At 65.4% G+C, this 12139-nt stretch carries 15 protein-coding genes and 1 pseudogene; 5 read left to right on the top strand and 11 right to left on the bottom strand.

Going from position 1 to position 12139, the window contains the following annotated elements:
• Positions 1-8: 8 nt before the first annotated feature.
• From CDN38_RS17835 to CDN38_RS17820, 4 genes and pseudogenes are all read right to left on the bottom strand, one after another.
• Positions 9-122, bottom strand: a pseudogene (locus tag CDN38_RS17835) (PPE domain-containing protein); the annotation flags it as partial.
• An 18-nt stretch (positions 123-140) separates the two neighbouring features.
• Positions 141-440 carry a PE family protein gene (locus tag CDN38_RS17830; protein ID WP_075512021.1) on the bottom strand — a complete coding sequence of 100 codons (300 nt, stop codon included), beginning with the start codon at positions 438-440 and terminating at the stop codon, positions 141-143.
• A gap of 136 nt (positions 441-576) precedes the next feature.
• Positions 577-1461: a methylmalonyl Co-A mutase-associated GTPase MeaB gene (meaB, locus tag CDN38_RS17825; protein ID WP_075512020.1), complete on the bottom strand. Its 885-nt coding sequence runs from the start codon at positions 1459-1461 to the stop codon at positions 577-579.
• 23 nt (positions 1462-1484) lie between these two features.
• Entirely contained in the window at positions 1485-2636 is a 1152-nt protein-coding gene (locus CDN38_RS17820; protein ID WP_075512019.1) for a thiolase family protein, read from the bottom strand.
• 193 nt (positions 2637-2829) lie between these two features.
• On the opposite strand from CDN38_RS17820, the gene CDN38_RS17815 reads away from it, so the two are divergent.
• Together CDN38_RS17815 and CDN38_RS17810 are read left to right on the top strand one after the other, a co-directional pair.
• On the top strand, positions 2830-3207 hold the full coding sequence (locus CDN38_RS17815; protein ID WP_075512018.1) for a hypothetical protein: 378 nt from the start codon (positions 2830-2832) through the stop codon (positions 3205-3207).
• Between the two features lie 212 nt (positions 3208-3419).
• On the top strand, positions 3420-3686 hold the full coding sequence (locus CDN38_RS17810; protein WP_075512017.1) for a hypothetical protein: 267 nt from the start codon (positions 3420-3422) through the stop codon (positions 3684-3686).
• 317 nt (positions 3687-4003) lie between these two features.
• On the opposite strand, the gene CDN38_RS17805 is transcribed toward CDN38_RS17810, so the two are convergent.
• A complete protein-coding gene (locus tag CDN38_RS17805; RefSeq protein ID WP_075512016.1) occupies positions 4004-4405 on the bottom strand; it encodes a DUF732 domain-containing protein in 402 nt (133 codons plus the stop codon).
• 444 nt (positions 4406-4849) lie between these two features.
• On the opposite strand from CDN38_RS17805, the gene CDN38_RS17800 reads away from it, so the two are divergent.
• Positions 4850-5728, top strand: a complete 879-nt coding sequence (locus CDN38_RS17800) for a proline iminopeptidase-family hydrolase (RefSeq protein ID WP_180276427.1) — start codon at positions 4850-4852, stop codon at positions 5726-5728.
• Between the two features lie 47 nt (positions 5729-5775).
• Here the strand turns inward: CDN38_RS17800 and CDN38_RS17795 are convergent, their stop codons facing one another.
• The 4 genes from CDN38_RS17795 to CDN38_RS17780 are packed head-to-tail and all read right to left on the bottom strand — an operon-like array spanning position 5776 to position 9917.
• The gene (locus CDN38_RS17795; RefSeq protein WP_075512014.1) at positions 5776-6543 is read right to left on the bottom strand and encodes an enoyl-CoA hydratase/isomerase family protein; all 768 of its coding nucleotides are present in this window, start codon (positions 6541-6543) and stop codon (positions 5776-5778) included.
• Entirely contained in the window at positions 6544-7632 is a 1089-nt protein-coding gene (locus CDN38_RS17790; RefSeq protein WP_075512013.1) for an acyl-CoA dehydrogenase family protein, read from the bottom strand.
• Positions 7619-8527: an acyl-CoA dehydrogenase family protein gene (locus tag CDN38_RS17785; RefSeq protein ID WP_075512132.1), complete on the bottom strand. Its 909-nt coding sequence runs from the start codon at positions 8525-8527 to the stop codon at positions 7619-7621. The genes CDN38_RS17790 and CDN38_RS17785 overlap by 14 nt, the downstream gene beginning before the upstream one ends.
• Positions 8505-9917, bottom strand: a complete 1413-nt coding sequence (locus tag CDN38_RS17780) for a class I adenylate-forming enzyme family protein (protein WP_099319099.1) — start codon at positions 9915-9917, stop codon at positions 8505-8507. Before CDN38_RS17780 ends, CDN38_RS17785 begins: the two co-directional genes overlap by 23 nt.
• Before the next feature lie 109 nt (positions 9918-10026).
• On the opposite strand from CDN38_RS17780, the gene CDN38_RS17775 reads away from it, so the two are divergent.
• Together CDN38_RS17775 and CDN38_RS17770 are read left to right on the top strand one after the other, a co-directional pair.
• Positions 10027-10308, top strand: coding sequence for a 2Fe-2S iron-sulfur cluster-binding protein (locus CDN38_RS17775; RefSeq protein ID WP_036408797.1), 282 nt, complete (start codon positions 10027-10029; stop codon positions 10306-10308).
• 20 nt (positions 10309-10328) lie between these two features.
• Complete coding sequence (locus CDN38_RS17770; protein ID WP_075512011.1) at positions 10329-10649, top strand: DUF4286 family protein; 321 nt, start codon at positions 10329-10331, stop codon at positions 10647-10649.
• 18 nt (positions 10650-10667) lie between these two features.
• Here the strand turns inward: CDN38_RS17770 and CDN38_RS17765 are convergent, their stop codons facing one another.
• Both CDN38_RS17765 and CDN38_RS17760 read right to left on the bottom strand, forming a co-directional pair.
• Positions 10668-11702, bottom strand: coding sequence for an RDD family protein (locus CDN38_RS17765; protein ID WP_082277264.1), 1035 nt, complete (start codon positions 11700-11702; stop codon positions 10668-10670).
• 69 nt (positions 11703-11771) lie between these two features.
• On the bottom strand, positions 11772-12139 hold a 368-nt coding region (locus tag CDN38_RS17760), incomplete at its 5' end, for an integrase core domain-containing protein (protein ID WP_142361360.1).

Below are 12139 nucleotides of genomic sequence, written 5' to 3'. Positions count from 1 at the left end.
GCTCAGGTCAACTCGGCGGCCAGGCCATCCCACCCGCCGGCGGCGGCCAGTATCGATCCTGCCCCCGGCCCGGCGTACCTGCGTCCGGAATTGACCTCGGGCGGCAGCGCCCCGCACACCATTCGCTGCGGAATCCGTCCTTAGCGGGCTGCGATCGCGTTGGCCGCCTCGGCCGCCGCATAGGAACCGCCGCTGGCTCCGAGGGTGGTCACAAAGAGTTCGTGAATCGCTGCGGCCTGTGCGCTGACCGCTTGATAGAGAGCGCCGTGGGCAGCGAAGTGTGCTGCGGTCAACGCCGACACCTCGTCTGCGGCGGCCGGTACGACGCCGGTGATGGGAGCTATCGCGGCCGCATTACTCGCGTTCATGGCGCTACCGATCGACTGCAGGTTCCCCGCTGCCGAGATCAGCGCCTCGGGTTCACTGGTCACGAAAGACATGACATAACAGTGCCGTGGCGCCCCTCCGGTGTCTGTCGGGGGAGCGGGCACTTTGCTGGCGGAATCATGCTGTCCACCGATCGACGGAGGTGGTGTCCTCCACCCGGCGCGCTGGGCCGCGCTTCGGTCGGGGGTTTCAGTCCTGTCGCGGGTGCGGGGGCAACAACCGTTCGGCCGCCGTATACGGATCGTCGTGGCCGTCGACCACCGACTCGGCGAGCCGATCGAGGTCGGCACGGGCCCGCAGCCGGGTGTGTGCCAATGACAGGATCAGCGCGCGGGCACGGACCAGCCGGCGGTTCCGGCTGTCGTTGCGGTGATGTGCGTCGATCGCGGCCACCAAGTCCGCGACGCCGTCACCGCGTGCGGCTGCGAGTTTGACGATGGGAGCATCGGTTTCAGCGCGCAGATCCCGCACGGTCTGCTCGGCACCGTCTCGGTCGGCCTTGTTGACCACCACGATGTCGGCGACCTCGAGCAGACCCGCTTTGGCGGCCTGCACCGCATCGCCCGTGCCGGGGTTGAGGATGACGACGGTCGGGTCGGCGACGGCGGCGATCTCGATCTCCGACTGGCCCACTCCGACGGTTTCCAGCAGCACGACGTCGTAACAGATGGCTTGCAGCAGCCGGATGGCGGCGGGAATTGCTGCGGCCAGACCGCCGAGGTGGCCGCGACTGGCTACCGAGCGGATCAGTACGTCGGAGTCGTCGATGTGTGCGGCCATCCGGATCCGATCGCCGAGCAGGGCACCCCCACTGAACGGCGACGACGGGTCCACGGCCAGTACCGCCACCCGGCAGCCGCGCTCCCGGTAGGCGCCGACCAGGGCCGCGATCGTCGTCGATTTTCCGGCGCCCGGCGGTCCGGTGATGCCGACGACGCGGATCTCCGATTTCGGCGCAGGGTCGATGGCGGCCAGTACCTCGTCGCGCCGGTCGCCCTCGACGAGGCTCAGCAGCCGACCTGCCGCGCGGGGAGATCCGTTGCGCGCCCGGGCAATCAGATCGGCGATGTCCATGCGTTACGGCTCGCTATAGCTCGTTACGCCGCTGCAACCTCGATGACCGTCGTCGAACCCATGCCGCCGCCGGCACACATCGCCGCGATGCCGATTCCCCCGCCGCGGCGGCGCAGTTCGTGCACCAGCGTCGCCAGCATCCTGGCACCGGTTGCCGCCACGGGATGGCCCAGCGAGCAGCCGCTGCCGCTGACGTTGACCCGGTCCGGGTCGAGGTCGAGCATTTTCACGGTGGCCACACACATCGACGCGAACGCTTCGTTGATTTCGAACAGATCCACGTCGGAGATCGAAAGCCCTGCGCGGGCAAGGGCTTTCGGGATCACCTCGACAGGCGCCAAGCCGGTGGCCGCCGGGTCCACACCGACGGATGCCCAGGACACGATGCGGGCCAACGCGGGAAGTCCCAGCCGGTCACTGAGCCGGTCGCTGGCGATGGTCAGCACTGCGGCACCGTCGTTGGCGCCGCAGGCATTACCCGCGGTGATCGAGAAGCCCGCTATTTCGGGATGCAACGGCTTGAGCGCAGCCAGCTTCTCCATAGTGGTATCGCGGCGTGGATGCTCGTCGACCGAGAACAGCCCGTGCGGGGTCTCGATGGGCACAATCTCTTCCTTGAACCGGCCTTCGTCGATCGCGGCAATCGCATTGCGGTGTGACCGAAGCGCCCACGCGTCCATCTCCTCGCGGCTGATGCCCGCTTTGACCGCGGCGTTCCACCCCACGGTGATGGACATGTCCAGGTTGGGCGCGTCGGGCCGGTCGGGGTGGGTCGGCGGGAACCAGTCGACCCATTCGCCGTCGACCTGCATCCGAGACCGCGGCGAGGTGGACGCCGAGTTCACTCCGCCGGCGATGACGAGCTGATCCATTCCCGCGCGCACACCGGCCGCAGCGCTCTGCACGGCCGCCTGCCCGGCCGCACAGTGCCGATTGTTCGCAAGACCGGGCACGTGGCTCAGGCCGGCGGTGATGGCCGCGTGGCGGGCGATCACGCCGCCGCCGTAGAGACCCTCGCCCAGGATCACGTCGTCGACCAGTGCCGGGTCGAGACCGACTGCGGCTTCGCTGACCACGTGATGGGCCAGATCGAACGCGCTGGTGTCGCGCAGGGTTCCTTTGCGAGCGGTGCCGATGGGCGTACGCAGGGCGGACACGATGACGGCTTCTGGCACAGGTCTTCTCCATCCACAGGTTGGGCGAGAACACTATTCTCTCATTCTGAGAGTGCGAGTTGCAAGGAGATTGGGCCGCCGCGACCTGCGGATAGACATTGTCGCCGGTGGCAATGGCTAGTTCACTATGGGGACGCGGCCAAGCTGCCAACTCCGACAACGCCAACCACCCAACGTCACACAGGAGCAAGAGATGCCCCCTGATGAAGTCGGCCGGCGAAGCACCGCCGACATCGTGTTAACGCCGATCCTGACGGTCCTGGTGCCGCTGGTGGCGATCGGCTCCTACTTTGGCACGTACGCCTTCAACAATGCGGCCCGCTGCTCGTACAAGATCTCACCCGAGGGGACCTGCAACCCCGACCTCTTAGCCACGGGCGGCGTCGTCACCCTCGCCGGAATCCTGGTTGGCGTTGTCGTCGCCATTGCCGGGCTCGTCGTGGCGCGCCGCAGGGCCACCACGAAGTGGACCTGGCCCGCTCTGGGGCTTTCGATTGTCATTGTGACCTATCTCGCGGGACTGGCGATGGCGTTCGGATCCTCGCTGGGCGGCCCCGCAAGCTTTGGGTGATGACTGCCGACCAAACGGTCCGAACGAGTACAAAAATGATCGACGAAGCACACCGGCAATGGCTGCGGACATGACTCAGCTGGCAGAGACAATCGCGGCCCTGGACGGAAATGTTCAAGCGGATTTGCGGTGCGGCTGGGCACAGTTGCGACCGCCACCATCCGAGACCGGCAGAGCGTACGATGCGAAGCAACCTATCTAGGAGAAAAACTATGTTGACGAAAGTACTGATCGGCGCGGCTATCGTGCTCGGTGCCGCCGTCGGGGTGGCAGCGCCCGCAATGGCCGACCCTGCCGCGGACCCCACCGATGGCATCGGCTCCTTCGCGCTCAACTGTGCCGACGCCACGGCTTGCCCGCCCGACAGCCTCGGCAACGCACCGACTGCGAACCCGCAACAGCTGACCCAGGCAATCAAGAACGGTTTCTCTGGTCCGAGCGATTTCTCTGATCTTCATCCGAGCCAAGGCCAGCAGTAATCTGAAAAAATTTACGGCCGTGCCTTAGGGCATACCCAAAAGACCATTCCCAAGAATCGCGCGACTGGACGCTTTACTACGCCAGCGATTTCTTATGCAGCTTAGTTTTGCGCCCAGTTCGACGAGAAATCGCATATAACCGCTTGATCCACTTTGCGATCGACAACCTTGACACCAGTGGACACAAGACGGCCGAGGCGGTGCCGCCTATGGGTACACCGGGATCAGCGACGTGGACGTGCACGCTACCGACGACCCCGATCGGTATTGCCGCCCCGGACAGGGAGTCTGTTCCCGTCTTATCGGCCAGCGACTGCTCACGATGCCGCCGCCTCGAGCTGCTGCTCTAATCCGGGTGGTCCGTAGTAATGCACCGAGACTTTGATGAAGTTGACCGCATTCTGGACGGTGAAATTCACATTTGAATTGTCCCTGATGAGCCTGTTGGCAATGGCTGTGATCCCCTTCATCGTGGGGTGCTGGGCCAGGTAGTCAGCGGTGCCGTGACCGACCCTGATCGCCGCCCCCGGGTCCGTAAACGGGACACCGCGGTCTCTCAGGTCCTCGAGGAAGTACTGATCGCAGGTTGCTATGTCGAAACCACGGCTTTCGCATGCAGTGCCCTCGGCCCGTGCCAGCAGCGGCATCGCCGACGACACCGGGAGAAATGATGCCAGGGCTACAAACACCGCGAGCAGAATCTTGGTGAAGGTCTTCACAGGTCCACCCCCATGCCGTTGCTCAACGAGCAAACTCCATTGCCGGATCCTTCTCTCGGACTCGACTTGTACGGTCGAATCGACTTTCCGCTTGAGCAAGATCGGTCACTAGGGTCTTTGGGCCTCTAGCTTCGCTTGCTGAAATCGTACTCGCACTATGCCACCGCATTGAGCTGCTCCGCTAGCCTCAATGATTCGGAGTAATGCGTCGAAGTATTGATGAATTCGACCGCCATCTGTGGGGTCTAATGCGGATCCGCACTGATGAACTTGTTGGCTACGTACGTGATTCCCTGCAGCGTGCGGTGATTGGCTAAATGGTCAGATATAGCGTGATCCTGCTGAATGCGGTCCCAGCGCGGGCGGCGGGCCGGCGCAGCACAGCCTTCGTCGGGTCGAAGAGGCAGGTGCAGCCGCTGATGGTTGGCTGGTGGCGTGAGTCGACTGGAGGGGACAATCGCGGTCCCGGGCGGAAACGTGTGGTTCAAGCGGGTCGGCGGCGGACCCGGCCTTCCGCTGCTTGTGGTGCACGGCGGCCCGGGTCTGCCGCACTGCTACTTGACCTCACTGGAACGTCTGGCAAACGAGCGGGAAGTCATCTTCTGGGATCAGCTCGGGTGCGGGAACTCCGACTGTCCGTCGAATGTGGATCTTTGGACGATGCAACGCTCGGTGGCCGAAATGGACGCCGTGGTGCAAGCGCTGGGCCTCAACGCCTTTCACATCTTCGGCAACTCGTGGGGCGGGATGCTCGCCCAGCAGTACGTCCTTGACGTTTTATCCGGTGGCGTCAGCCTGATCATCTCGAACAGCACCGCGTCCCTACCACAGTTCGCCGACCACGTGACCCGACTGAAGTCACAGTTGGACCCGGCGACCCAAGCCGCCATCGAGCGCCACGAAGCCGCCGGCACCACGCATTCCGTCGAATACCAGGCCGCGATCACCACCTGGAACGAGACGTATCTGTGCCGCACCCGACCCTGGCCCGCCGAACTCTATGAAGCATTCCGCAACATGGGCACCGAGATTTTCGAAACGATGTTCGGCCCCAGCGACTTTCACATTGTCGGCACCATCCGATCCTGGGACATCGTCGATCGGTTGGCTGAGATCACCCTGCCCACGCTGCTGATCGCCGGCAGGTATGACGAATGTTCGCCGGAACACATGCGCGACATGCACCGCCGTATCGCCGGCTCGCGGTTCGAGTTCTTCGAGCGAAGTGCTCACCTGCCCTTCATCGAAGAACCGCAGCGGTTCGACGCGCTGCTGCGGGACTTCCTGGGTCACCACGACCGCGGCGGCTCACCGCGAGCGTAACGCCACGGCCAAAACCGGACCGAAATTTCGCCGTGACGTTACGCTCGTCAGTACTTGCCGGCGGTCAGATCGGTGATGATCGACCGGAAATCCTCGGTGGTGAAGGATTGGTGTTCGGCCGACAGGGCATAGTCCAGACTGGCCAGGACGGCTCGTTCCAGATGGATGTTGAGCACCCGCTTGGTGCTCTCGACTGCCTGCTGGGGCAACTCCATGATCCGCTGGGCGCAAGCCACCGCCTCGGCGACCGGGTCGGCGACGACGTGGTTGGCCAGCCCGAGTTCGACGGCCCGCTGAGCGCGAATTCGGGTACCTGTCAACGCATATTCCTTTGCCAGCATCAAGCTGATATGCAACGGCCAGGTCAGCGGACCACCATCCGCGGCCACCAATCCCACCTGAACATGCGGGTCGGCCAGGTAGGCGTCTTCGGCGATGTAGACGATGTCACTCAGTGCGACCAGGCTGCAGCCCAAACCTACGGCCGGGCCATTGACCGCCGCCACCACCGGCACTCGGCAGCGTGCCATACCCAGCACGATGTCGCGCCCATGCGCGATGGTCTTGGCGCGCAGATCGGCGTCGTGGGCCAATTCGGCCAGATACGTGAAATCGCCGCCCGCCGAGAACGCCCGGCCGGCGCCGGTGAGCACCGCGGCGCGGGCAGTGCGATCGTCGCTCAATCGCGGCCACAGCTGCGCCAGCCCGACATGCAGATTGTCGTTGACGGCGTTGAGGGCATCGGGGCGGTTGAGGGTGATGATCCGCAAGCCTCCGTCGGCACGGACATCGATTTCTGTTGGCATGTCGTACATTCAGACTCCCAGTCCCAGGATTCGCGACGCGATGATGTTCTTCTGTATCTGTGAGGTGCCGCCCATCACGCTTTGCGCGCGGCTGTACAGGTAGGCGCTGAGCAGGTCCGGGTCGCGGGTTCCGCCGACGGCCAGTGCGGCGTGTCCGACGGACTGCTCCACCCACGTCATCAGTAGCTTGTCCAGCGATCCTTCGGGTCCGTGCGAGACCCCGTCGAGCTGTTCGGACAGCCGGCGGCGGACGTGGTGGGTCAACATCTCCGCCTGGACTGCCGCCCATACGAGCTCGTCGGTTATCGGATTATCGTTGTGCGCCAGCAACTCTCGTACCAGCTTGGCGTATCGGGCCGCATAGCCCAGCGTCGACGGCTCGCGTTCGTGCCCGACCACGGTCATGGCCACCGCCCAGCCGTCGCCGGGATCGCCCACCATGCGGTCCGCCGCAACGGTTGCGCCGTCGAAGAACACCTGACCGAATTCGTTGCTGACGCCGTTCATCATGCGCAGCGGACGTTGTTGCACGCCGGGCTGTTTCATCTCGATGACGAACGCCGACAGGCCGCGATGTCGCGGTGCCTGCCGATCGGTGCGGGCCAGCAGCAGACACCAGTCGGCCACATCGGAGTAGCTGGTCCAGATCTTGTGTCCGTGGACCACATAGTGGTCGCCCTCGCGGGTGGCGGTGGTGGTCAGTGACGCCAGATCCGAGCCGGCACCCGGCTCGCTGAAGCCCTGACACCAGCGTTGGGTGCCGTCGATGATGCCGGGCAGGAAGCGTTGCCGCAGTGCGTCGCTGCCGTGCCTGCCGATCCCGAAGACCAGGTAGCCCACGCTGGGGCGCGGCGGAGCGCCGGCGCGCGCCAGCTCTTCGTCGACGATGACGTCGTAGACCGGCGGCAGCTCCTGGCCGCCGTACTCGCGCGGCCAGGACAATCCGAAGAACCCGGCTCGGTACAGCGTCTGATGCCAATCGGCCTGACGGGCCCAGTATTCGTCGCCGATAGCGCAGAACTCCTTGGCATGCACGGTAAGCCAGGCCCGCAGTCGTTCCCGGAAAGCGGCCTCCGGCGGGGAATCACGAAAGTCCACGACCGACCTCCTTCAGGCTCACCGGCCACAGCTCGGTCGACGTCAAGGCCCTGCGCAGGTACACGTGTGCCAGGCAATCCCAGGTGTTGCCGATGCCGCCGTGTACCTGCACCGCGGTCTCGCAGACCGTTCGGGTGGCTCGTGCGCAATAGAGCTTGGCGATCCGGGCAGCGCGGACAGCTTCCGGCGGTTCCAGTTCGTCGACCGCCCAGGCGGCGTGGCGCAGGATGCTGATGGACCCTTCGATCAGGGCCAGGCTTTCGGCCAGCAGGTGCGCGACGGCCTGATACGAACCGATCGTCTTTCCGTACTGCTCACGGATTTTCGCGTAGTCACAGGCCAGCGCGTGCGCGCCGCGGGCATCACCGACCAGATCCGCCGCGGTGGCTACCAGCGCGAGCGCTAGCCATCGTCCGGCGGTATCGGCGGATACCTCGCCGACGGGCAGCGGCGGTTCGACAATGCCCGTCGTCACTCGGGTCAGGTCCGCGCCGCTGCCCCGGCCGGCATCGATGTCAGCCGCGAACACCGCGGTTCCTAATAGCAGCAGCGCCCGCCGATATCCGCGAGCATCGAATGCGAGGTCGTCGACCGCGATCGTCTTGCCACGGGCCTCGGTGTCCAGGTGGCGGGCCAGGTCGTCGGCAAGCACCGGCCCGAGAAACGGGGCATCGACCAGTCGGCGCCCGAATTCCTCTGCGACAATGGCGACTTCGATGCCTGATGCCCCATCGGAGCGCAGCGACCGCCAGCCCGTCGCGACAATCTGGCGGTCCAGCCGGGCAATCCGGTCCTCACCGGCCAGGTCCGACACGGACCCGGGCCCCAGATCGTCGGCCAATTTCGTTGCGGCGTCGCGCAATTGTCGTTGTTCAGCTGTCAGACGGACATCCATGAAGCTCCTTGAGCACTCGGCGCAGCACCTTGCCCGAGGGCAGGCGCGGGATGTCGGGCACGAACACCACCCGGCTCAGCCGTTTGTAGGGCGCCAGCCTCGCCGCTACCCGCTCGGTGAGCTCGGCGGCCACCCCGGCATTGCCGGGCGTATGCGTGGCGACCGCGGCGACGATCGCCTCCCCGTTGGCGCCGTCGGGAACACCGAACACCGCGCAGTCTTTGACCGCCGGATGACCGTGCAGCACGGTCTCGACTTCGGCCGGCGCAACCTGGAATCCGCGCACTTTGATCATCTCCTTGAGCCGGTCGGTAATTCGGAGCCAGCCCTCGCCATCGAGCCAGCCGACGTCCCCGGTCCGATACCAGCCGTTGCAGCACACCTCAGCGCTGGCCGCGGCCGGAAGGTAGCCGGCCATCAGCGACGCCGAGCGGGCCTGAATCTCGCCGACCTTCCCCGGGTCGACCGGTTCGCCGGTGTCCGGCGACACGATCCGCAAATCCACACCGGCAACCGGGCGCCCCACCGAGTCCAGCCGGGCACCTTGGACAGGATTGCAGGCGATGACCGGTAATTCGGTGGTGCCGTAGGCGGGCACCCATCCGACACCGGTCCGCCGGGTCACCGTCTCGGCGATGCTGGCGGCGACCGGTGTGGCGCCCCACATGATGAACCGCAGCGACGACAGATCGTAGGACTCGAGCCGCGGGTGCGACGCGAGGGCCTGAGCAATGGGCGCAACCGCCATTTCGATTGTGATGCGGTCATTTTCGATGTGTGACAACATCCGGTCGACGTCGAAGCGCGGATGCAGCCGCACCCACGAGCCGGTCCGCAACGCGGTGAGGATGTTGAGCAGGCCGAGGATGTGCGACGGCGGCGTAGCGATCTGGATGCGGTCGCGCTCGGTCAGCTGCAGCGCGTCGCGCCACTGGCGAACGGCGGCGTCCAGCGATGCATGGGTATGCCGCACGGCTTTTGGCAGACCCGTGGTGCCCGAGCTGAACACCAGCACCGCGTCGTCGCCGGGCGGCGGAGAACCCGTCAACGGCGCTGCGGGCGCGATCGGGTCGTCCAGGTCCAGCATCGGCATCAGGTCGGCCAGCATCGGTTGGTCGCCGACGGCGTGAGCCGCGTTGGTCACTCCCAGCGCGTGGTCGACCTCGCCGCGCTTCCAGGCGGGGCTGATCAGCACCGCCGCCGCCCCCAACCGCCAGATCGCGTGCAATGCGGCGACGAACTCCGGCCGGTTGGACGCCATGACCGCGACCCGTTCGCCGGCGATGACACCGCGCTTCCGCAAGGCCGCACCGAGACCGTCGGTCAGCGCGTCGAGCGTGCGCAGGCTGAAGCACCGATCCTCGAACACGAGCGCGGCCGGTTCGGTCACGTCTCGTCCTTCCCCGGGGCCTTGACGTCTTGAGAAGATACTATCTTCTCAGGAGAATAGTATTCTCTGTAGTGAAGAACGCAAGTGCAGCTAGTCCGAGAAGGCGGTCATGACGGAGCCAGGCATGGTGACGATCCAGCTCGACCGCAAGAAGGTGTCGGTGCCCCTGGTCCCCGGCGAGACGCTGCTGGAAAGCGCCCGCCGGGCGGGCCTGGACCCACCGTTCAGCTGCGAGGCCGGCAACTGCGGAACCTGCATGGCCAGGCTCGTCGAGGGCAGCGCAACCATGCGGGTCAACGACGCGCTCGAGGAAGACGAGGTGGCCGAGGGCTACATTTTGACCTGCCAGGGCGTTCCCGAAACCGCATCGATCACCGTGAGATACGAGTAGTCAGCAGAGAGGCACCGACCATGGTCAGGGGAATCATCTATGTCGAAACCCGTCCCAGCTCACCCGAACGCGAACCGGAGTACCACAGCTGGTACGACGACGTCCACATTCCCGAGCTGGTGGCGCTCGACGGATTCGTCTCGGCGCGGCGCCTCAGACCGGTCAATGATGACGGGCCGTATGTGGCCCTCTACGAGATCGAAGGCGACGACCTGCAGGCGATCCTGGACAACATGGTTGCTTCGGCCGGCCGGTTGCACATGTCCGACGCGCTGCAGTTCGATCCCCCGCCGGTGATGCGGCTGCTGGAGGTGACGAGTGTGTACCCGCCGGCAGGCTGATCGCCGGGCCATCCGTGGCTAAGCCCGGCGTGCCGCAACGGACCGGGTGATGCTTCGCGCGATCAGCACGCACACCGCCGTCGTCACGCCAACGCACGCCAGGAACGCGAACCAATTGTGCCGCCAGCCCCATTCGTAGCGACCCTGCGCGAAGACCGTCGTCGAGACGATGCCCGCGATCGGGACCAGCACGTAGGTCGCCCGGTAGTACCGCCGCAGGATGAAGATCCCCGCGGTCCACAGCGGGGTTACCAGCGCCGCCTGGACATAGGGATCGAAAACCTTTGGGGCGCCGTAGGAGATCGGGCCGACCGACACCTGCGGCCCGCAGTGCGGATACCGGCCACCGCCCGTGCAGACCCAGTGGCTGGTGGTGTTCAAACAAGCCAGCACGGTGAGCATGGCCGCGATTGCGAGCACCACGACACCGAGCGCCATCCGCGGTCTCGGTCTTGGTTGGCGGCTACTCGGCACTTGCGGCGGCTCGTCGAGCAAGCAAACCGTATCCATGACCATGTCGGCAATTGTCTGCCGTTTGGCGGTCAACAACGGCAGCAGGTAGCCGATGTCGAACGTGATCGCATCCAGGATGTGGGCGAAGTAGCGGCCGATCGACGATCCGACGCCAATGGGCGCACCTGTCCGCTCACTGAGCACCCTGAACTTCAGCACCGACTTGCCCACGGTCGAGCCGGTAATCCCTCGGCGGAAGCCCCAATTCCAGACCCAGTACGCCAGCATCGCCAGATTGACGATCAATCCGACGACGCCCTGCAAGCGTGCGCCCCCGCCGGCCCATGCGACGATCAACCCGCCGACGATCCCGAGAGCCACGCCGATGGCCAACCCCAGCATGTGGTCGATGAGATAGGCGGCTACCCGCCGGATCCACGAGGCGTAGGCTTCCATCGGCAAGCCATCCATCGGCTGGCCCGGGACCGGCGGATATCCCGCGTGTGCCGGCGGCGGCGGATATCCCGCGCGTGCCGGCGGCGGCGGCCAACCGGCCGGTGGCGGATAACCGGAGGGCGGGGGTGGCGGCTGTTCAGTCATTTGCCGAGCCTTCCACTGGCGAGTGGATGCAACTCACCTGTGGTTCCCCCCAAATCGTGGAGGTTTCCTCTATGCGGCTTCCCGGTTGGTGGCCGCAGCGTTCTCGTAGTTGATGGGGCTGACCATCCCGATCGTGCTGTGCCGCCGGACGTGGTTGTAGAAGCCGTAGCACCAGTCAAGCACGCCAGCACGTGCTTGCACAATAGTGTCGAACACATTGCGGGACAACACTTCCCACTCCAGCGAGGAGAAGAACGCCTCAGCGGCAGCGTTGTCGAAACATGAACCGACCCGGCCCATCGACTGCCGGATCCCCATGTCCCGGCACAGTGTGGTGAAGCTGTTCGCGGTATAAGTCGAACCGCGGTCGGTGTGGAATATCACCCGCTGAGATTCCTCCTCGCGCCAGATCACCGCCTTACCGCCACGGGTTGCCA

Origin of the sequence: Mycobacterium ostraviense (assembly GCF_002705925.1) — a bacterium.
GTDB classification, from domain to species: Bacteria; Actinomycetota; Actinomycetes; order Mycobacteriales; family Mycobacteriaceae; genus Mycobacterium; species Mycobacterium ostraviense.
This window is presented reverse-complemented; position numbering and strand designations above follow the sequence as displayed.

What these genes read in the sequence shown, in the direction of transcription:
- CDN38_RS17830 (WP_075512021.1), bottom strand. Translation starts at nt 440, where the DNA reads ATGTCTTTCGTGACCAGTGAACCCGAGGCGCTGATCTCGGCAGCGGGG.
- meaB (WP_075512020.1), bottom strand. Translation starts at nt 1,461, where the DNA reads ATGGACATCGCCGATCTGATTGCCCGGGCGCGCAACGGATCTCCCCGC.
- CDN38_RS17815 (WP_075512018.1), top strand. Translation starts at nt 2,830, where the DNA reads ATGCCCCCTGATGAAGTCGGCCGGCGAAGCACCGCCGACATCGTGTTA.
- CDN38_RS17810 (WP_075512017.1), top strand. Translation starts at nt 3,420, where the DNA reads ATGTTGACGAAAGTACTGATCGGCGCGGCTATCGTGCTCGGTGCCGCC.
- CDN38_RS17795 (WP_075512014.1), bottom strand. Translation starts at nt 6,543, where the DNA reads ATGTACGACATGCCAACAGAAATCGATGTCCGTGCCGACGGAGGCTTG.
- CDN38_RS17785 (WP_075512132.1), bottom strand. Translation starts at nt 8,527, where the DNA reads ATGGATGTCCGTCTGACAGCTGAACAACGACAATTGCGCGACGCCGCA.
- CDN38_RS17775 (WP_036408797.1), top strand. Translation starts at nt 10,027, where the DNA reads ATGACGGAGCCAGGCATGGTGACGATCCAGCTCGACCGCAAGAAGGTG.
- CDN38_RS17770 (WP_075512011.1), top strand. Translation starts at nt 10,329, where the DNA reads ATGGTCAGGGGAATCATCTATGTCGAAACCCGTCCCAGCTCACCCGAA.
- CDN38_RS17765 (WP_082277264.1), bottom strand. Translation starts at nt 11,702, where the DNA reads ATGACTGAACAGCCGCCACCCCCGCCCTCCGGTTATCCGCCACCGGCC.